The sequence below is a fragment of the Arthrobacter sp. BGA-UO-ETr-C19 genome (assembly GCF_059568005.1).
In genome coordinates, this window is record NZ_JCAQPC010000009.1 from 38,961 (window position 1) to 58,028 (window position 19,068).

At 63.5% G+C, this 19,068-nt stretch carries 16 protein-coding genes and 2 pseudogenes; 4 read left to right on the forward strand and 14 right to left on the reverse strand.

Features of this window, described 5'->3' with window-relative positions:
* Window positions 1-401 precede the first annotated feature (401 nt).
* Window positions 402-563 (forward strand): annotated as a pseudogene (locus tag AC57BR_RS04660) (IS30 family transposase); the annotation flags it as partial.
* Between the two features lie 433 nt (window positions 564-996).
* Here the strand turns inward: AC57BR_RS04660 and AC57BR_RS04665 are convergent.
* From AC57BR_RS04665 to AC57BR_RS04730, 14 genes and pseudogenes are all read right to left on the reverse strand, one after another.
* Window positions 997-2,292 (reverse strand): cytochrome b/b6 domain-containing protein, encoded by a 1,296-nt coding sequence (locus AC57BR_RS04665; protein WP_496358585.1) that lies wholly within the window; start codon window positions 2,290-2,292, stop codon window positions 997-999.
* A gap of 263 nt (window positions 2,293-2,555) precedes the next feature.
* Complete coding sequence (locus tag AC57BR_RS04670) at window positions 2,556-3,536, reverse strand: electron transfer flavoprotein subunit alpha/FixB family protein (RefSeq protein ID WP_496358586.1); 981 nt, start codon at window positions 3,534-3,536, stop codon at window positions 2,556-2,558.
* A gap of 2 nt (window positions 3,537-3,538) precedes the next feature.
* A complete protein-coding gene (locus AC57BR_RS04675) occupies window positions 3,539-4,315 on the reverse strand; it encodes an electron transfer flavoprotein subunit beta/FixA family protein (protein WP_496358587.1) in 777 nt (258 codons plus the stop codon).
* Between the two features lie 60 nt (window positions 4,316-4,375).
* Complete coding sequence (locus AC57BR_RS04680) at window positions 4,376-4,894, reverse strand: thioesterase family protein (protein WP_496358588.1); 519 nt, start codon at window positions 4,892-4,894, stop codon at window positions 4,376-4,378.
* Window positions 4,895-4,911: 17 nt separating this feature from the next.
* Window positions 4,912-5,943 (reverse strand): 3-keto-5-aminohexanoate cleavage protein, encoded by a 1,032-nt coding sequence (locus AC57BR_RS04685; RefSeq protein WP_496358589.1) that lies wholly within the window; start codon window positions 5,941-5,943, stop codon window positions 4,912-4,914.
* 100 nt (window positions 5,944-6,043) lie between these two features.
* Entirely contained in the window at window positions 6,044-6,808 is a 765-nt protein-coding gene (locus AC57BR_RS04690) for a citrate/2-methylcitrate synthase (protein WP_496358590.1), read from the reverse strand.
* Window position 6,809: 1 nt separating this feature from the next.
* Window positions 6,810-8,357, reverse strand: coding sequence for an AMP-binding protein (locus tag AC57BR_RS04695; protein WP_496358591.1), 1,548 nt, complete (start codon window positions 8,355-8,357; stop codon window positions 6,810-6,812).
* A gap of 17 nt (window positions 8,358-8,374) precedes the next feature.
* Complete coding sequence (locus AC57BR_RS04700) at window positions 8,375-9,163, reverse strand: CoA-transferase (RefSeq protein ID WP_496358592.1); 789 nt, start codon at window positions 9,161-9,163, stop codon at window positions 8,375-8,377.
* A gap of 7 nt (window positions 9,164-9,170) precedes the next feature.
* Window positions 9,171-10,070, reverse strand: coding sequence for a CoA transferase subunit A (locus tag AC57BR_RS04705; protein ID WP_496358593.1), 900 nt, complete (start codon window positions 10,068-10,070; stop codon window positions 9,171-9,173).
* Window positions 10,067-10,900, reverse strand: a complete 834-nt coding sequence (locus AC57BR_RS04710; protein WP_496358594.1) for an SDR family NAD(P)-dependent oxidoreductase — start codon at window positions 10,898-10,900, stop codon at window positions 10,067-10,069. Before AC57BR_RS04710 ends, AC57BR_RS04705 begins: the two co-directional genes overlap by 4 nt.
* The gene (locus AC57BR_RS04715; RefSeq protein WP_496358595.1) at window positions 10,897-11,664 is read right to left on the reverse strand and encodes an SDR family NAD(P)-dependent oxidoreductase; all 768 of its coding nucleotides are present in this window, start codon (window positions 11,662-11,664) and stop codon (window positions 10,897-10,899) included. The genes AC57BR_RS04710 and AC57BR_RS04715 overlap by 4 nt, the downstream gene beginning before the upstream one ends.
* On the reverse strand, window positions 11,661-12,806 hold the full coding sequence (locus AC57BR_RS04720; protein WP_496358596.1) for an acyl-CoA dehydrogenase family protein: 1,146 nt from the start codon (window positions 12,804-12,806) through the stop codon (window positions 11,661-11,663). The genes AC57BR_RS04715 and AC57BR_RS04720 overlap by 4 nt, the downstream gene beginning before the upstream one ends.
* Before the next feature lie 861 nt (window positions 12,807-13,667).
* Window positions 13,668-14,865, reverse strand: a pseudogene (locus AC57BR_RS04725) (IS110 family RNA-guided transposase).
* 234 nt (window positions 14,866-15,099) lie between these two features.
* Window positions 15,100-15,867: an IclR family transcriptional regulator gene (locus tag AC57BR_RS04730; RefSeq protein WP_496358597.1), complete on the reverse strand. Its 768-nt coding sequence runs from the start codon at window positions 15,865-15,867 to the stop codon at window positions 15,100-15,102.
* A 150-nt stretch (window positions 15,868-16,017) separates the two neighbouring features.
* Between AC57BR_RS04730 and AC57BR_RS04735 the strand changes: the two genes are divergently transcribed.
* From AC57BR_RS04735 to AC57BR_RS04745, 3 genes are read left to right on the forward strand one after another with little or no spacing between them, the layout of a single operon-like run.
* Complete coding sequence (locus AC57BR_RS04735) at window positions 16,018-16,725, forward strand: CoA transferase subunit A (protein WP_496358598.1); 708 nt, start codon at window positions 16,018-16,020, stop codon at window positions 16,723-16,725.
* Window positions 16,726-16,728: 3 nt separating this feature from the next.
* The gene (locus tag AC57BR_RS04740; protein ID WP_496358599.1) at window positions 16,729-17,406 is read left to right on the forward strand and encodes a CoA transferase subunit B; all 678 of its coding nucleotides are present in this window, start codon (window positions 16,729-16,731) and stop codon (window positions 17,404-17,406) included.
* Complete coding sequence (locus AC57BR_RS04745) at window positions 17,403-18,572, forward strand: acetyl-CoA C-acyltransferase (protein WP_496358600.1); 1,170 nt, start codon at window positions 17,403-17,405, stop codon at window positions 18,570-18,572. Before AC57BR_RS04740 ends, AC57BR_RS04745 begins: the two co-directional genes overlap by 4 nt.
* Window positions 18,573-19,068 lie beyond the last annotated feature (496 nt).

Sequence of the window (19,068 nt, forward strand, 5' to 3'; positions counted from 1 at the left end):
TGGCGTGAGTCCACGTCCTTACACAGTAAGCAGGGCGTCATCGAGGGTGTCGTGGAAAGTTTGTCCGGCGCATCGCGATAAACCGCCGCGGAAAGAGCCGCGCACCGGGTATATGCAAGAAAGGCGGGCAAAGGGCGGGACACTGCGATGAGCGCGACTGAACTACGAATATCCAGAAGCTGTCCAGTTACCGCACTCCGCACTCCGTAGATTTGGTTCGGATTGCGGGGAGGGCACATGTTGCAAAGCGGCCCTTCGCAAATGAGAGTGTTCAGACAGGTTGAACCAGCGGTTGCGGCGGTGGGCTGTTTCGCTGCGGCATGATGCGGGAAGGGAGAGATCGAGCGCCGTTGAATTGGTAGCGACTACGCTTCCCAATGAAAAAGAGACCCAGATATGCCAACGGACTCCTACGCCGATACTTCCCCAAAGGCACCGACCTCAATGCCTACGGCCCCGAGGACCTCGAACACGTCGCTCAAGAACTCAACGCACGACCACGCAAAACGCTGGACTGGGACACACCCGCCGAGCGTCTTCGTGATTTACTGATACCCAGCTGACCTCGGGTGTTGCATCGACCCCTAGAATCCGCCTTAGTGGACTTTTTTCGTGGCCGCCTACGGGCAGTTTTTCATGGCCGCTAACACATGACATCCCGTGTTTTTTGACACGTCAGTACGGTTGCTGTGGTCCAAACGAGCCTGGCCGTGCCCGGACCCCCGTGCCTTCCCCCAGTGCATAGGGAACACCGAGGAATCGCACGGATCGCTGCATATACCAGCGCTGATCAATCTTCCGGTTCTCATTTTCGTAATTGGCCGGCTTTCAAGGTGCGCGCCTCCATCAGGCCCGTCACCGCACAATTGGCCTCTGCCCGGTGTCGCCCGAGCTCACAGCGGCAGCGATGTGGTGTATAGCCGCGACTCCTCGCGAATGGCGTCTCGTTCGTGGTGACCATCGTGCTCGATTAGTTAACCGGACGCGGCCAGGCCGTTATCGCGAAGACACCTTGCCAAAGAAGCCTGCTACAGAAGAGAGCAGCGAGGTGCGGGCGAGAATCCACCCGGCTGCGATCATAACGATCGATCCGAGGAAGATCCAGAATCCGAGCCAGCCATCAGTATCCTGTGATGCGTACATATGGTTGAGGTTGCGTAGGAACCCTGTGAGCACCACCAGAGCGACGTGCACGACAATGAAGGCGACGAAATACAGCATCACCGGATAGTGAACAGCCCGCGCCCACTCGACGCGGTATGCCTTGGACAACCACTCCGCGCGCTTTGGCCACAGGCCCGACATCCGGAACCCTGTGATCGCAGCGAGCGGTGCCGCGAGGAAGACAGTGGTGAAGTAGGCGAGCTGCTGGAGGCTGTTGTAGTTGCTCCATCCGTTCTCAACCGGCCAGTCAAACGACAGGTACTGCAACGCAGCCGACAGCGCGTTCGGGAAGACCTCCCAGCTGGTCGGGATGAGCCGCGCCCAATGCCCAGTGAGGAACAGAAGCACCACGAAGACCACGCCGTTCGCCAGCCAGAGTATGTCGAGGGTCTGGTGCAGCCAGAGCGTCAGGCTGATCTTGGTCTTCCCGCTCCGCGAATTCCAGTAAGCCTCGGGGCGTTTCTCACGGCGTACGCCGAGGCCGGAGCGGATGATCAGGACCATCAGGAACATGTTGAAGAAGTGCTGCCACCCCACCCAGAGCGCAACGCCGGGTCGCGCAGGAGTGGCGTACTCGCCTGGGAACCGCGTCAGGAAGTCCTGCACGGCCTGCAGGCTCAGCACCGCTCTGGCAAGGAACACTACCGAAACCGCAACCACGCCGAATCCGATTGCGCCAAGCACCTGCGCCCGGCTCGGACGGCGCTTCGCGTCGGGCTGAGCCGTGGCGCGTCCCTGGGTCTTTCCGGCCCTGGCGGGCAGCTGCGGGGTGGCGGCATCGGGACGCCCGGCGGGAGCGGAAACAGTGATCGGGTCCACCTGAGCCACGGCTCCGGCCGCTGAGACCCCCAAAGCCCCACGAGCTGCGTTGCCCTGCTTGGCGGCTGCCGTCCCCGGAGGAGGCCACGCCTCTCCCCCGGCGACGCGCGGAAGACCCCGGCGCAGAGCAGAACCGGACTTGCCGGACGCATCCTGCACCGACGCTGCCAGCGACGGAACGGCGTCGTCAACGAGCAATGCCTTGGCGCTCCGCGCGCGTTCAGCGATGGGAGCGGCACCGTCGGAGTGGGCACCTTCAAATGGCTGCGTGGACTCGTTTTGGGGGTGGGCGGGGGAAGTCACTGCCACGGTGGATCCGGCGGGAGGCCATGGATCCCCGCCGGGGACTCGGGGCAGCCCCCGGCGCACGGAGGTGGCAGTCCCGGAGACGTTGACGGGAGACAAAATGGTATTTACACTTGGTGTCGCTTCACCCCGGGTGCCCGAATCCCGGGATCCCTTCCCAGGTACACCGGAGAGGGTTTCCTCGGCACGGACGGCGACTATCCCTGCGGGTGGCCAGGCTTCGCCGCCGCGGGTGCGGGGTAATCCTCTGCGTACGGTCGCCATCGCTATTTCTTCCGCCCGCGCAGCGCCTCGATCATCTGCGGCACGACGGTGAACAGGTCGCCGACGATCCCGAAGTCAGCGACGTCGAAGATGGGAGAGCCTGGATCCTTGTTGATCGCGACGATCGTCTTGGCCGTCTGCATGCCGGCGCGGTGCTGAATCGCTCCCGAGATGCCGAGTGCGATGTACAACTGCGGCGAGACCGAGACACCCGTCTGGCCCACCTGATGCGAGAAAGGGACATACCCTGCGTCGACCGCGGCGCGGGAGGCACCGACCGCGGCACCGAGCTCATCCGCGAGGTCCTCGACGAGCGAGAAGTTCTCCTTTGATCCGAGTCCTCGACCCCCGGCCACCACGATCTTAGCGCCTCGCAACTCGGGCCGGGAGGAGGCGGCCTCAGCGGCCTCGATCGCGGCTCCCGTCGCGACGGGCGCTCCGGACGACTCGAACGTGAGCGCCTTCACATGGGCATCCGCCGCGACCTCTGCACGTGCGTCGATCGCCCCCTGGCGGACCGTAATAATGGGGGCACCAAAGGTCGGCGCGGAGTCGGTGAGGAACGCCCCGCCGTAGACCGAGTGGTGCGCCAGTACGCCCTCGTCGTCGCGTGAGACGCCGATCGCGTCGACCGACAGCGCCAGGTGCTCGCGCACGGCCAGACGTCCGGCGACGTCGCGCCCGGCGACTGAGTTTGACACGAGCACTGCATCCGGCTGGACCGCGCGGTAGGCGGTCTGCAGCGCATCGACGATTGGTACCGTAACGGCTCCTGCGTCGATGTCGGCGGTGAGCACGAGCTGCGCCCCCGCCGCGACGGCGGCATTCACCGCGGCCTGGGCAGTGTCCGCGGGTGCGGCGACCAGCGCCATCGGAGCTCCCAGCTGCGCGGCTGCGCCGAGCAGTCCAGCGGTCGAGGGTGCTGCCGCACCGGACGGGGTTATATCGACGAGGACGAGGATCGGGTTCTTAGGGTACGCCATGGTCACACCAGCCTGTTCTGCACGAGGTACTCGATGAGCTGCGCGGCCGCATCGCCCTCGTCCTTGATCTTCACCCCTGCCGCGCGCGGCGGCTTCTCGGATACCGCGGTGAGGATCGTTTGCGGTGCCTGGCCAGGATCGGCGGTCACGCCGAGATCCGCAAGCGAGAGCACTTCAAGCGGCTTTTTCTTGGCCGCCATGATCCCCTTGAAGTTGGGAAAACGCGCCGCCGGGAGCGCTTCGGTGATCGAGATCACTGCCGGCAGCGGTGCGGTCACTTGCTGCGGTCCGAAGTCTGTCTCACGGGTCGCGGTCACGGTACCGGCGTCAATCTGTACGGCGCTGAGGGATGTTGCCTGCGCGTAGCCGAGGTGCTCGGCGAGCATCGCTGGGATCACGCCCGCGGACCCGTCCGTTGACAGATTGCCTGTGATGACCAGGTCCGGCGCTCCGCGCCGGATCGCTGCCGCCAGAACTGCCGCGGTGAGTCCCAGGTCAGCACCGCGGAGTGCCGGATCGACGACGTGCACCGCGGACTCCGCGCCGATCGCGAGGGCCCGGCGTGTCGATGCGGTCGCAGACTCGGGAGCCATTGACAGCGCGACTACTTCGGTGTCGGGCTTCGCGTCCGCGTAGCTGAGCGCGACCTCCAGCGCACGCTCGGTAATCTCGTCGAGCACAACGTCGCCGGCGCCGCGGTCGGCGAGGCCCGTCTCCACGTCGAGTTTGCGGTCCCCGTAGGTATCGGGTACCTCTTTCACCAGGACGAAAATTTTCATCGTTTACCTCTCAAACTCACGGTTACACCCCTGGGTCCGGTTTGCATCCTAGGACCATTGTCAGGCCGGCAGAAGTTTCCCCGGTATGGCGATCGAATCGCAGCTTGTCGCCGACCACTCCCAACCGCTCGCCCTTTTCGCCGCCTCGGCCAGCCTTTCGGCGATCCGGGGCGCAAACGGCGTGACCTTTCTGGTGGCATGGTCCACGTTCAGAAGCAGGCTCTCCAGCGAGCAAGCGATCCGTTCTTCTTCCACATCTCGAAGCAAGGCGACCGTCCGGACGCCGCGGTCGGAGGCCTCTACGAGGCGTACGTGCGTCGTGTACCTGGCCCCGAGCCGCAGTTCGGAGAGGTAACGTGCATGGTGGTCGACCGAGAACAGCCCGCAGTGGTAGTTAGGCGGGTAGTCATACCCCAGTCCGCAGTATTCGAGTCCACGAATTGTCGTCGTCGTGAGGATACGCAGATACACATTGACGTTCATGTGATCGTTGAAGTCGATATCCGCAGTCCCGACGACACCGCGGTCGACGACGGGGAGCTGAAGCACCTCGTCGTCGACCGGACGTCTGACACGCATGGAAGCTCCCGTGGCTCTCAGCTCGCCACTTGTTCGAGCGGCTTCACGCCCATAATTTCGCGGTACTCGGTCGGGGTGGCCACCTCGCGCCCGAGCGCCTCCACGATCTGCTTAATCTGCAGGAAGGCCTCGAGGTTGCTGGTCAGCTTCTCGTCCTTGTGCGGGTACTTCCAGACCGTGTCCTCCATGCCGACACGAATGTGCAGGCCAAGAAGGGCAGCGGCCGTCGCAAGGAAGACGGACGCCCGGCCTGCGGCGCAGACGAAGATCTTCGCCTCGGGATCCACGTCGCGCACCAGCTCGACCAGGCGGAGCAGGCCGGTGAACATCTGATGTGGGTTCTCCATCGGGCTCGCGCCCGGGATGGAGGGCAACACGCACCACACCTGGCCCGGTCCGAGCAGGCCCGAGCGGAACAGGAAGCGCTCAGCGTTGTTCACGTCGGCATCGGTGTAGACCGCAACGATGGGCGCGGCGCCGGACTCGAGGATCAGGCGGGTCTTCTCGATCATGAGCGGAGCGGGCTTCGCGAACAGCGCGTCGCCATTGTAGAGCACGGCGGTGTTCACGGGCACGCCATCGAGGATCTGCTCCTTGATCGCGATCTTCATCTCGTCCCACTCACCCTGAAGGGCAGTGACGTAGCAACCGTCGACCGAGATGCCGGGGAACTCCTCACGCAGCGGGTTCACTACGGCCTTGAAGCGCTCACGGTCGAGTGCGTTGTAGCCGTTGTCGCCACGCATGTGCAGGTGGATCGCGCTGGCGCCGGCGCGAGCACACTCCTGGGCGTCCTTGAGGATCTCCTCAGTGGTGATCGGCTGGTTCGGGTTCGCGGTGCGCGTGTAGAAGGCACCGGTGATCGCGGACTGCACGACGATCTTGTCGGAAACGTCCCACTTCGGCTGGATCTCCCCCTCGTGGAAGTACGAGTGCGAGGGGTCGATGATCTCCGGGAAGCCGTACGGCCGCCAGATCAGCCGCCCGTCCGCGCGCTCGACGCCCTTTTGAACTCGATCCCAGTGCACAGTGTTGTCGTTGAGTCCCATATCTGATGCTCCTTATTTCTGCCCGGCAGCGCTTGAGAGACTCACTCTCGCTGGCTTGCCGAGGAATTTATCTTTTTCTTGTCTTACGGTGAGTGGATCGCTAAATCTGCTTCGCCAGGGGTTCGCCCACATAGACGCCGTCCTGGATGTAGCGCAATGGCCGCCCGGTCTCAATCTCCTCAACCACGTGGGCCATCAGCCCCGGCAGGACGGAGAGAACCGCGAACGCCACAGTCTGGTTCGCGGACCAGCCCAAGTCGCGGCCGACCGCCGCGAGTGCACCGTCGATGTTGATGGGGATGTTCGTCTTGCCTGTCCTGGCGATGAACGCCCGGTTGATGGCGCGTATCTGCTTAATTGAATTGCCGTCCAGACCGAGTTCTTCTGCGAGATCGAACAGAACGTCTGCACGGAAGTCACTCGTCTTGTGGGTCGGGTGGCCGAAGCCGGGCAAGCGCTTTTTCTGCGAGACGTACTCCTCGACGACTCGTTCGGCGCCTTCCTCGAACGTGCCGTCTCCGCGCAGTTCGTCGGTGTGATCGAGCAGGTGGAAAGAGTGCTCGGGTGAGAGCGTGTTGCTGCCCGCGGCGAGAATACCTCCGGCGACCGCGGGAATGAACTGCGGGTTGCCGGACGCGATGTACCGCGCAGCGGTGATCGTAGAAGCGACGTAACCGTGGTCAAGAAGACTGGTGAGCACGCCATCGACCAGACGTGTCTCGGCAGCGTCGGGCAGTCGCCCGGTGAGCGAAAGGAATGCGCCTTGGGTGTAGGTCGCCTTCTTCATGATTTCGGCAAGGGAGTACCCGCGGAGGTTCACGACGCCCTCGGTCACCTCGCTTACGCTGGTGCTGAAGTAGGACATGTTATTTTCCTTCCTGTTCACGTCGGGCATCCGAGGTGACGTCTGTAACACCACGTGCCCGCAGTGTGTGCTTCTGGATCTTGCCGGTCGGGGTCATGGGTAACTCGTCGACGATTTCGACGTAGCGCGGCACTGCGAACTTCGGCAGCATCGCCGCCGTCCGCTCCCTTACCTGGTCGGCGTCGAGGGTACGGCCCTCACGCGGGACGATGGCGACCATGACCTCCTGGCCGGCCACCGGATCGGCAATGCCGTAGCAGGCGACAAGTTCGACGGTGTCGAGAGTGAGGATGGCGTCCTCGACTTCCTTAGCGGAGACGAATTCACCGAAACGGCGCATCGCATCATCGACCCGGCCTTCGAACCAGAGGTTTCCGTTCTCGTCGAACCGTCCCCTGTCACCGGAGTGGTACCAGAGATTGCGCCAAGCCGAGACCGTCTTTTCTGGATTGCCGAAGTAGCCCTGGAACATCGAGAACGGTTCGCGTGAGCGGATGCAGATCTCGCCGATCCGGCCGGCGGGCAGTTCGTCGTCCATCTCGTTGCGAATGGTCACCTCGAACTCGGGAATCACTTTCCCGGAGGAACCGATGGCGCGGTCTCCGCGCAGGCTCCCCCACACCGGAATCGTGCCCTCGGTTGATCCGTATCCGTCGATGATCCGCATGTCGAAGCGCTGCTCGAGTTCGAGGTAGAGCTCTTTGGGCACCATCGCCCCGTACGCCACACGGATTGTGTTCTGCGGGTTCCCTTCCTGCGCGCCGAGCAGCGCCAGTAGTGCCCCGACGAATACGAAGACTGTCGCGCGTGCGTCGTTTACCTCCTGCCAGAACGTGGCCCGCCGGAATCCCGAGGCGATGAAGACCTGCGCACCCGCCACGACCGCGGCCATTACGCCATAGCCTTGTGCCTGGTTGTGGTGCAGCGGAAGTACGACGAAGATCCGGTCATCCGACCTGATCTCGGCCTGGCGGCGAGCCTGCCAGCCGTTCATGTAGTGCTGGCCGTGCGGAAGGATGACACCCTTGGCAGGCCCGGTCGACCCGGAGGTGTACATGATTGCCGCGGGATCCGCCCGGGTCACTTCGGGGAGCTCCCCGATCGGAGTCTTTTCCAGGGCCGCCAAAGACTCGGTCCTGAAGGGGGATTCGGCGTCCCCGCCTACGAGCACGATCGTCGTGAGATCCGCCAGTTCGTGACACAGTTGGGTGAATTGAGCGAGGTAGCGCACATCGACGACGGCAGCGACAGCGCCTGAGTTGCGCATCGCATGCAGAAGCCGAGCGTTGCCCACCTCTGGGTTCAACGGCACCTCCACGAGCCCAGCGGTGGCGAGACCGAACCAGGCTGAGATGAACTCCGGCCCGTTGTCGAGCATGATCGCGACGCGATCTCCCGGCTTAAGGCCGAGGCCCAGGAACCCGGTTGCTGTGCGCTGCGCGCGCTCCCAGACCTCGCCGCGGCTCGAGTGCCCGCCCCCGTGGGCGAGGAAGACGCGATCCGGATCCTCTGCGGCGTTGCGTGCTAGCAGCGCAGGCAGGGTCCGCATAGATCGATCGTCGATGTTCATCCCCGTAGGGCCCCCTTTGCGTCGATGCGGGTTCGCAGCAGCACGAGCTCCTCGGCAGTGGGGCCGGCAGTGGTCGGCACGTCTTCGGGGACGATGATCTCGAAGCCGGTGCTCTCGACAACCTCATCCAGGGAAACACCGGGGTGAATCGACTTCAGGCGGGCACTGCGCGTCTCCTCGTCGAAGTCGAACACGCACAACGGGGTGATGATCGAACTGGGACCTGCGTTTGGAAGCCCCAGGTCTTCGCGCAGGTTCTTCTCACCGCGACCGTATCCAAGAGCCGAGATGTAGTCGACGCGATCGACGAGGACGCGGGGGTCATGCGAGTTGGTCACCAGATGCCATGTGCCGTTCTGGGCGGTGGCGTTGGTTGTGCCTATTGGACCCGGCCCCCGGAACTTGAGCTTCTTGTAGTCCGAGCCGATGCCGATCATGTTGGAGTTGCCGAAGCGGTCGATCTGGATGCCCCCGCAGAAGAACACTCCGTTCGCTCGGTGTCGCTGGTTGTTCAGCAGCTGGTCGTGCTGGTAGTACGCCTCGGACCATTGCATTGCGCCGACATCGGTGATGAACTCGAACTCCTCGATTACCGGTGTGTCACGCAGATAGGCCTTGGTCATGGCAATCATTACGGTCATGTTAGGACCGTGGTGCAGGTGGCCGAGCAGAGCGCCCGCGCGCGGGACGGGAAGATTGGCCCCGACCTCGACCCACTGGCCGTCTTTCAGGTCGTGGGCGATGGCTGCCGCCATAACCTCTTTCGGGGATGCAGTCTCAGTCATCTCAGCCTCAGAACTCATTCAGGGAGAGCAACGTGCGGATGCCGATACGCTCCAGGTAGTCAGCGTGGTCTGCCGGACCCGTGATGAACTCGGCAATGTAGGCGTCGAGTTCGGTCCGGTCGCCGGTCTTCAGCCACGAGGTGGCCGCGGCGAGGTAGGTGTTGATGTGCTCGGCGTCCGGCACGTAGTACCCGTCGGCGGAGTACGGGTGCGATCCGTAGGGTGCGCGGATGATGCCCGTCGCACCGGGGATGCTGGTGCGCAACGGATCGGCCTTGATACGCTCCGGAGACACGACCTTCTCGACTGAGACGTAGGTCTTCGTAGCAGCGTTGTACATCGAGATGTCGCCGTACCGGGTGCCGTTGTGCTGTACGTTGCCGTAGATATCACTGACTGCAGCGTGCAGGAAGGCGACGTCGATGTTGATGGCAGGAACAGCGATGAGCAACTCGTCGTTTATAGGGTCCCGGTACTCCTTCAGCCAGGGGTTGACCTTGGGCAGATCGGTGCCGACGCCAGCCTTCCACGGGTTATAAGGCACCCGCTGCGCGGAGGCACGCAGCCCTGCGTAGAAATGCGCCTCGTCAAGTTCGAAGATGTCGATCAGCCCGTCCTGGCCGGCCTTGCGGAAGGCGGGTCCGATGCCTGCGAAGCCCTCGGCGCCCACATAGGGCGAGACGACGTGCGAGGCCACGCCCGCCGCGATCAGCAGATCGGTCTCCAGCCCCGAAGATGCGGCGCCAACGACCGTAAGCTCCCTGCGTCCGTCCTTGATCAGCTGGCGCACGATGGCCATCGGGTGGCCCGAGTTGATGAACCCGCCGATCGCGATGGTCATACCGTCTTCGACGGCGGCCGCGGCCTCTTCGACCTCGACGATGCGGGATGCACGCACGTCACTCACAGTTTCGCCTCCCATTTCGGAGCTCCGGTATCGCGGTAGTCGGTGGCGTACCACTGCGGGTGGCCGTGAATGACCTGACCGCCGTCGATCGGCACGCTAACGCCGGTGATGAACCCGGCGCTCTCGTTCGAGGCGAGGAAGGCGACCAGCTGGGCGACGTCCTCGGGCGCCCCGAGACGCCCCACGGGCGTGTTCACACCGAGCACCTCGCGGTGGCTTTCGCCGTTCTCGCCATTGAGCATCGGGGCGGTCATACCGGTCTCGACGACGCCGGGCTCGATGGAGTTGACACGGATGCGGTGCGTGCCAAGCTCCGATGCGAGTCCCACCGAGAGCATCTTCACGCCGGCCTTCGTGATGCAGTACGCGCCAAGTAGGTCGGAGTACTGCGATGCACCGGAGGAGGCGTTGAGCACGATGGCTCCACCCTCACCCTGCGCGATCATGGCGTTCGCGGCCTCGCGGGCGATGTAATATGTGCCGTTCAAGTTGACGTCGACATGGCGTTGCCACTCCTTGATCGGCTCGTTCACGAGTTCGGCCATTTTGCCGTAGCCAGCGTTGGCGAAGAGCGCGTCGATGCGCCCGAGCGCACGGACGACGTCGGCGACGCCCTGGCGCACGGTTTCGAAGTCAGTCTGGTTGACAGCCGCGGCGTGCACCTTGGCACCCTCCGCCTCGCAAAGTGAGACTGTCTCGGCGAGGAGCTCTTCGAACCTGTCGAAAACGGCAATGTCATATCCTCGTCGGGCAAAGGCGACCGCGGTCGCCTGCCCGATATCTCCCGCGGCGCCTGTGATCAGCGCGACGGGACGTGTCTGTTCGCTCATTGTGCGGTGTACCCTCCATCGAAATTGAGAACGGCCCCGGTCATGTACCGGGAGGCATCAGATGCCAGGAAGAGGAGAGCCGGGCCGATCTCGGCCGGCTCGGCTACCCTGCCAAGCGGGATCTTGCGCAGCAGCGCCGCGGCCGCGGCCTCAGAGGCGAGCACCTCGCCGGGCATATCGGTCGCGAAGTAGCCAGGCGCCAAAGCGTTCACGCGCACATCTTCACGCGCCACTTCGAGAGCAAGCGCCTTGGTCAGTCCGACGACGCCCGTCTTGCTCGCCACATACGCGGCCTGGCCGCGCACACCGATCACGCCGGCCAGCGAAGAGATGTTCACTATTGACGTGGACCGTGTCATGTTGCGCAGGCGAAGGAACGCCTGCGCCGCAGTGAAGGTGGCGGTGAGGTTGATGTCGATGATGCGCGCCCAGTCGACATCGGTGACATCGAGCACTCCGGCCTGGTGGGCCTGCGCGGCGTTGTTGATGAGTGCATCGAACGGGCCGACAGTGTCAGCGAGCTCGGCGAACGCCAAACGGACGGCGTCGGCGTCGGTCATATCGAGAACGCGGGTGTGCACACAGCCTCCGGCGGAACGGATGCGGTCGGCCACCTCCGCCAGCTTCTGCTCGCGGCGTCCGGTGATGATCACCGTCGCCCCCGCGTCGGCAACCGCTGCGGCGCCCTCTGCCCCCAACCCGCCGGACCCGCCGGTGACTATCACGATCCGGCCGTCCAGCCGGAAGGCGTCGAGGACGCTCACAGCCGGATCCCCATCGAGCGAGCGACCACAATCTTCTGGATCTCGCTGGTACCGCCGCCGATCTCCAGATACTTACAGTCGCGGTAGTGGCGCGATACCGGATACTCGTCGGTGAAGCCGTAGCCGCCAAAGATCTGCACGGCCTCGCGGGTCGCAGTGCAGTACGCGTCGGTGGCGTACAGCTTGGCGATCGCAGCGATGCTCGCGGCGTCAGGATCATCGGCGTCGACTGCGTCTGCGGCGCGCAGCGCCAGCGCTTCGCCGGCCTCGATCGCGACCCGCATCGTTACGAGTTTGTCCGCGATGAACTGATGGCTCGCGATGGGTTTACCGAAGGTCGTCCGCGCCTGTGCATGCTCCAGGCACCGGTCGAGGAGGTCACGCAGCGCGCCCACGGCAAGCGCGGCGAGGAGCATCCGCTCCTTGGCCAGCCCCGGAGTGACCCCGGACCATCCGCGGTCCACTTCGCCGAGTACCGCGGATACGGGGACCCGGGCGTTCTCGAAAAACACCTCGCAGAGGTCGAGCCCCTTCAGCCCCATCTTGGAGAGCTTCCGGATCTCCACACCCGGTGCCTTCGGATCGATGAGCAGGAGCGTGATGCCGCCGTGCTTTTTGCCCTCAGTCGACGTACGCACCGCGGTGATGATCACGTCAGCGACCGCCGCGCCGGTAATGAACACCTTCGACCCGTTGAGCACAAAGTCTTCGCCCTCCCGAACAGCCGAGGTGCGGAGAGCTGCCGCATCCGATCCCGACCCGGGCTCGGTCAATGCGAACGCGATGTTCGCCCCTTCGACGGCGCGGGGCAGCCATTCATCCTTCTGCTCCTGCGTGCCCATCCGCTCAATCGCCTCGGCACCAAGCACCCACAGGGAGAAAAACGCTTGCCCGACCACCAGGTTATGACGGGCGAGTGCGTCGTGGATCACCACGAGATCGCGGGCCGACGCCCCGCCGCCTCCCGCGGAGGCCGGCACCGGGAGTGCCGCCCAGCCCTGCGCCGCGAGTGCGTTCATCACCTCCACCGGGTAGCGCGCTTCACGATCAATCTCGGCAGAGTACTCGTCCGTAACAATGCTTCGGCAGATCTGATCAATCGCCTTGACCATTAGTTGCTGGTCTTCACTGGTAGTGGCCATTGGGGTCCTCTTCGACGTCCTGTACTTATCCATACCATTTCACGCTTGTCAGACAAAGTCAACCATGCCCCTACGGCGCTGGTCTAAGAACGACGCGGTCTCGGGCTTCGACCGACGAACACCGGGGCCATTGCTGCCGGAAGGCCGTGCATCGCCATCCCGCTAGGTCTTGCGCCTTGCCTGATATTGAACATTGGCCTGAAGGAGTCCTCTTACAAACTTGCGAGAAAAAGAGCAAGAGCGCCGCTTGACAGACAGTTCTCAGCTTTCTGGTCTACTCAAAGACGCACCAGGGGTGTAGGTGCAAGAATCCGGAACGTAGGCCCAGGCCGTGCCTCGTTACCCCACGAGACAGCGCTCAAGGAGTGTCTGCATTCGCGTACTCACACGCCGGGGAACCACCGGTTCGGAGCCTTTTGGATCAGATGTTCGGGGTCGCTGTGTTTGCATATCGCCTTTGTGGAACAGACAAACTTTGTCGAGGAGGATGTTCACGTGGTGCTCTGCCTGCCTTTCCGCCAGATGCTGACCGGTTGCCTCCTCTAGGACCGAGGCGCTCCCTGACCTGCCACAGCGCCTACGCTTGGGGAACGGCTTCCCACTGGAGGCACCACTTTGCGGCGCTGCCGTCGACGTGGCGCGAACATGTAGGCGAGAGCTGTTCTGCAGGAATTCTTCAGCTGAACCCTGAACCACTTCTGGGGGATTCTGTTCCTCCCTCACCTTCCCCATGGTTTCGCCGATGTCGGTGCTCGGGCCTTCCCCGAATCGGCCGATCTCGACCTGGCTGCACGATCCTAATGCGTTCCGGATACGCGCTGCCGACGGCCCGGGCTCAGGGTGGTGTCCCTATGTCTTTCGTCAAGCGGCTTGGGCAGGGTTCTCCTCGTAGAGGGTGCCGTTTTTGAGCATTGAGTAGATGACGTCGCAGCGGCGCCGAGCCAAGCAGATGACGGCGGCGTTGTGCTTCTTTCCCTGATCGCGTTTCTTTTGGTAATAGGCCTTCGAGGCCGGATGGTGGCAGCTGGCGATCCACGCCGATCTGAACAGGGCGTTCTTGAGTCGTTTGTTGCCGGAGCGGGCAGGGAATTCACCGCGGATCGAGGTGCCGGAGCGTCGTGTCACTGGAGCAATGCCTGCGTAGGCCGCGAGGTGCCCGGCTGAGGTGAAGGTGCCGGCATCGCCAATGGTCAGGAGTATCGTCGCTGCGGTCTTGATGCCTACTCCTGGCATGGACATCAAGACCCTGGAAGAGGGAAGTCATCGAGGAGCTTTTCGACTTCTTCGGCCACGATGGCTCGTTGATGTTTGAGTTCTTTGATCTGGGCTGCGACGCGGGGAATGACCAGTTCGACGGCTTCAGTGCCGATGACAGTGACCGTCTGCGCGCCCAGTGCCGCGAAGATAGCGTCGACCAGGTTCACAGGGTCCTTGCGGCTGTGGTTCCTGGCCCAGCGCAGCACGTTGGACCGGCCGGCAACCCGCAGCCGGACGGCCCGGAGTACTTGATGAACAGCTCCAGCACCAGGGACCGGGTCAGCACCGTTCCCGGGAAGACCCGCTCCAAGGCGGGGAAAATCTGCAGCAGCAGGGACCGCAAACGGTTGATCGCCCTGGTGCATTCATGGGTCAGGTCCGCGTCGAATCCAGAGAGGACCTTCAGCGCCGCGAGCACCTCGCTGTCCCGGTCAACCGCCCGTAGCGTGTGCCGCATCGCCCGAGCCGTCTCGGCAATGATGAAGGCATCCCGCGCATCCGTCTTGGACTTTCCCGGGTACAGATCAGCGGCTTTGCGCATCGCCAGGACCGGCAGGTAAGCAACAGTGCAGCCGCAGTCCCGGGCCACGGCTATCGGCAGGGCGCCGATGGTGTTGGGCTGGTCCACGATCACCAGCACCCTGCCGTGCTGCTGCAGGCCGGTGAACAGCTCGCGCAGCCGCGCCTCGTCCTGCGGCAACGGCTTGTCGAAAACTCGCTCACCGGCCGCGTTCAACGCCGCGGCGTGATGCTCGGACTTGCCCACATCAAGCCCGCAGTAGACCTCGTAACCTTCGTCCATCCGGCGCTCCTTTGCACCACTTCTGGCCGCAGTCACGACACCCGATGCTGGCACCCACGTTACGAAGAGACCTGGCCCCCGCGAAAGGAGCCGGCCGTGTCCCTATCAGCAGTCAACGCGTGCCTCCGAACCTGGCGACAACACCCCCGGATCATCAGCGACATGGCAACAAAGTCATACCAGGTCCAGCGACCAAATCCCCGGCCTTCGGGGACGGAATAAATGTAACGGGCATCAGCGCTTGATCCTCTCGGACAACGCGTGGGCCTGGCGAAGCAGTAAGTTCCCAAGCATGGGGCGCCGTTCGGGGGAGAAGCGGGACTCTATGCCAGTGATGCTCAGGGCCCAAGCGGGCTGCCCGGCAGCGTCGAACACTGCAGCGCCCATGCCCCAACTGCCGGGCACGATGAGCCCGGGATTGGTTGCGTATCCCGCGGCGCGGGTCGCTTCGACGCGTTGGCGGATCCGGTCGGGAGCGTGCTCCGGACCGTAGTGTTCCTCGAGGCCAGCGCGGGCGAGGTAGCGTTCGGCGGCGTCCTGCGGCAGGAAGGAGAGGATGACCAAGCCTGCCGATGCGACGCCGAGCGGGAACCGCTTGCCCTCGTAGAGAACGAAGGACCGTATCGGGAAGCTGCCGTCCTGGCGCAACACGCAGACCGTTTCGTCGCCGCGCCGGGCCGATAGGAAGGCGCTCTCTCCGGTCTCGTCGGCGAGTGCGCGGACCTGATCGCGGGCCAGTTCGGTGATGTCGTAACGCTCGGCGGCCACGGCCCCCATCAGGTAGAGCTCGGGCCCAAGGTGCCAGCGGCCGAGCTTGGAATCATGGTCGAGGAACCCCTCGGCCGCCAGGGAAGAGAGCAAGCGGTGAGCGGTCGGTCGGGCCAGTCCCGTGGTCCGAGCGACTTCCGTCGTGCCAATGCCGCGCGGCATGGCCCCGCTGACAGCTCGAAGGACTTGGCCGATGCGGCCGACCACCTGGGCTCCGGGTACTGGGTCATTCATGTCTACATTATGGACAGACAACCTCGGGATGACCACATAACGATCAATATTAGTATTCGAGTCCTAATAGGATTGACCGCTACTCGTGGACAAAGCTACGGTTCATGACGAGTCGCAGATGAGCCACATAATGGACAGGTAGGAATCATAATGTCAACGAAGCTTTGGGGCAGCGCCGCCGAGGCACTGGCCGGGACAATCCAGGACGGAACGATCCTCGCTGTCGGCGGCTTCGGCCTTAGCGGCATCCCCCGGGACCTCATCGAAGCAGTTCGGGACAGCGGAGCGCGGAACCTGACAGTCGTATCCAATAACATGGGCGTCGACGGCAAGGGTCTCGGGCTCCTCCTGGAAAACCAGCAGGTGAGCAAGATTCTGGCTTCTTACGTCGGAGAGAACAAGCTCTTTGCCGAGCAATACCTGGCAGGCACACTCGACGTTGAGTTCGTTCCGCAGGGCACCCTCGCAGAACGTCTGCGTGCCGGTGGCGCCGGAATCCCCGCTTTTTACACTCCCACCGGCGTTGGTACGCCAATTGCGGAAGGCAAGCCTGAGGCCGAGTTCGACGGCCGGCGCTGCATTCTGGAACGTGGCATCGTCGCCGACGTTGCATTGGTGCGCGCTTACCAGGCGGACAGTGAAGGCAACCTGCGGTACAGGATGACCGCCCGGAACTTTAATCCCCTCGTCGCTGCAGCCGGTCGGATGACTGTCGCTGAAGCGGAAGAGGTCATCGAGGGCTACTTGGATCCTGACGAGATCGCGACGCCGGGAGTCTTCGTCCAGCGAGTGGTATGCGTCGCCAACCAAACCAAAGACATCGAGCAGCGGACCGTGCGCGTCCGCGTGGAGGTATGAATCATGTGGACTCGGGATGAAATGGCGGCCATTGCTGCTAGTGAACTCGAAGACGGCCAGTACGTGAATCTGGGCATCGGAATCCCGACCCTGGTCGCCAACCACTTGCCCGAAGGTGTCCGAGTGACGCTGCAGAGCGAGAACGGACTGCTGGGCATGGGTCCCTTCCCGTATGAAGGTGAAGAGGACGCGGACCTCATCAACGCGGGCAAGCAGACCGTGACGGTGCTGCCGGGCGGCAGCTTCTTCGACTCGGCCGTCTCGTTCGGCATGATCCGGGGCGGACACGTGCAAACCGCCATCCTTGGCGCCCTGCAGGTATCCGGGGCAGGAGACTTGGCCAACTGGACCATTCCCGGCAAGCTCGTCAAGGGCATGGGCGGTGCTATGGACCTGGTCGCCGGCACACCACGCGTGATCGTAGTCACCGACCATGTGGCCAAGGACGGTACCCCGAAGATCGTGTCAGAGTGCGACCTTCCGCTGACCGGCGTTGGCGTCGTCGATCGCATCATCAGCGACCGCGCCGTCTTCGATGTAGTGGACAAAGCCTTGGTCTTGCGCCAGATAGCCCCAGGGCACACTGTCGCGGAACTTCGCGAACAGACCGGGGCGCCCTTTAGCGTTGGACCCGACTGCAAGGTGGAGACCGCAGCACAGGCTGTAGGAGCAGACGCGTGAGCGCGCTGATCGCCGGATACGCCCGGACCCCTTTTTCTCGGTTCAACGGACAATTCGCCTCGGTCCCGGCCACAGCCCTGGGCTCCCACGCAATCGACGCGGCACTTCGCCGTGCCGGTGTAAATCCGCAAGAAGTCCAAAGAGTGATCGCCGGGCAGGTGCTCCAGGGCGGAGCTGGGCAGAACCCGGCCCGGCAGTCTGCCGTGGGCGCAGGCATCCCGTTGAACGTCCCGGCAATTACCCTGAACGCAGTGTGTCTCTCCGGGATGGAGGCCGTCGTTGCTGCTACACGCTTGATCGACAGTGGTGAGGCAGACATCGTCGTAGCGCTGGGCCAGGAATCCATGTCCTTGGCCCCTCACGTGTTCAACGCGAGGACCGGTCAAAAGTACGGGGCCGTGCAGGCGGTGGACACACTGGAAATCGACGGCCTTACTGACGCCTTCGAAAGAAGATCCATGGGGATCTCCACCGAGGACGGCAATACCGACTACGGTTTGGACAGGGCAATCCAGGATGCATGGGCGGCCTCCTCGCACCAGCGTGCCGAGGCACACACACACTTCCATGCCGAAGAGATCGCCCCCTATACGATTGCCTCGCGCCGTGGAGACACCCTGGTTTCCGCTGACGACGGGGTGCGGAACGGGATGACAACCGAGTCATTGGCGGGTCTGCGCCCGGCCTTCAGCAAGGAAGGCACGATCACCGCGGGCAACGCCTCGCAGATTACGGACGGGGCCGGTGCATTGGTCCTCGTCAGCCAAGCAGCTGCTGAACGGCTGGGCTTGGCCCCAATCGCCGTCGTGGAATCGCATGCCTTCGTGGCCGGGCCGGACGTGCGGCTGCACGACCAGCCGGCCAAAGCCATCTTGGCCGCACTCAAGAGCGTCAATGCCGGAGTGGAAGAGCTGGCCGCTGTAGAGATCAACGAGGCGTTCGCCGCAGTTGCCGTCCAATCCGTCCGCACACTGGGGATAAGCCCGGACATCGTCAATACGCGTGGCGGCGCTATCGCTCTCGGGCACCCTATCGGTGCATCAGGAGCACGCATCGTTGGCACACTGGCAAGGCAACTTCTCGTGTTTGGACCAGGACGGCTGGGCGCAGCAGGCATCTGCGGCGGCGGCGGACAGGGCTCCGCGGTCGTTCTCAGATCGCTTTAGGACCGTACCTCAATGACCCAACGCGTGGAGCTTTCTTTCGATCAATTGACAAGACCGAGCCAGTACGGCGTCACCAGATCGCGCATCGAGAAGTGGGATCAGCTCATTCCTGGCGACTACGTGCTGTTTTTCGGACCAAAAAGGGGTCAGTGCCATGCGGGCACGGTCGACAACATGTCCGAGGACGCCACCATAGTGTGGCTAATTCTCGAAAACGGGGGCGGCCGGAAAATGTTCCACCAGTCGGACGGATACAGCTCTTTCGTAGAACCACACAGAGCTCTGGCCCCCGGGGACAACAGCCCGCGATCACGACCCGTGGGGAGGTAGTAGCCGCGGCGGCTGTCCGGAATGAAGCCACTGAGCTTCTGAGAAACGCATTTTGCTGTTCGTCGTGGTTTTGGATTGACCCGTCCGCGAGAGAGTGGGAGGGTGCTGCGGTTCTCGGCTAGGGGTGACCCGCCGGATCTTTTTGCGAATGGAGTGCGAGGGCAGT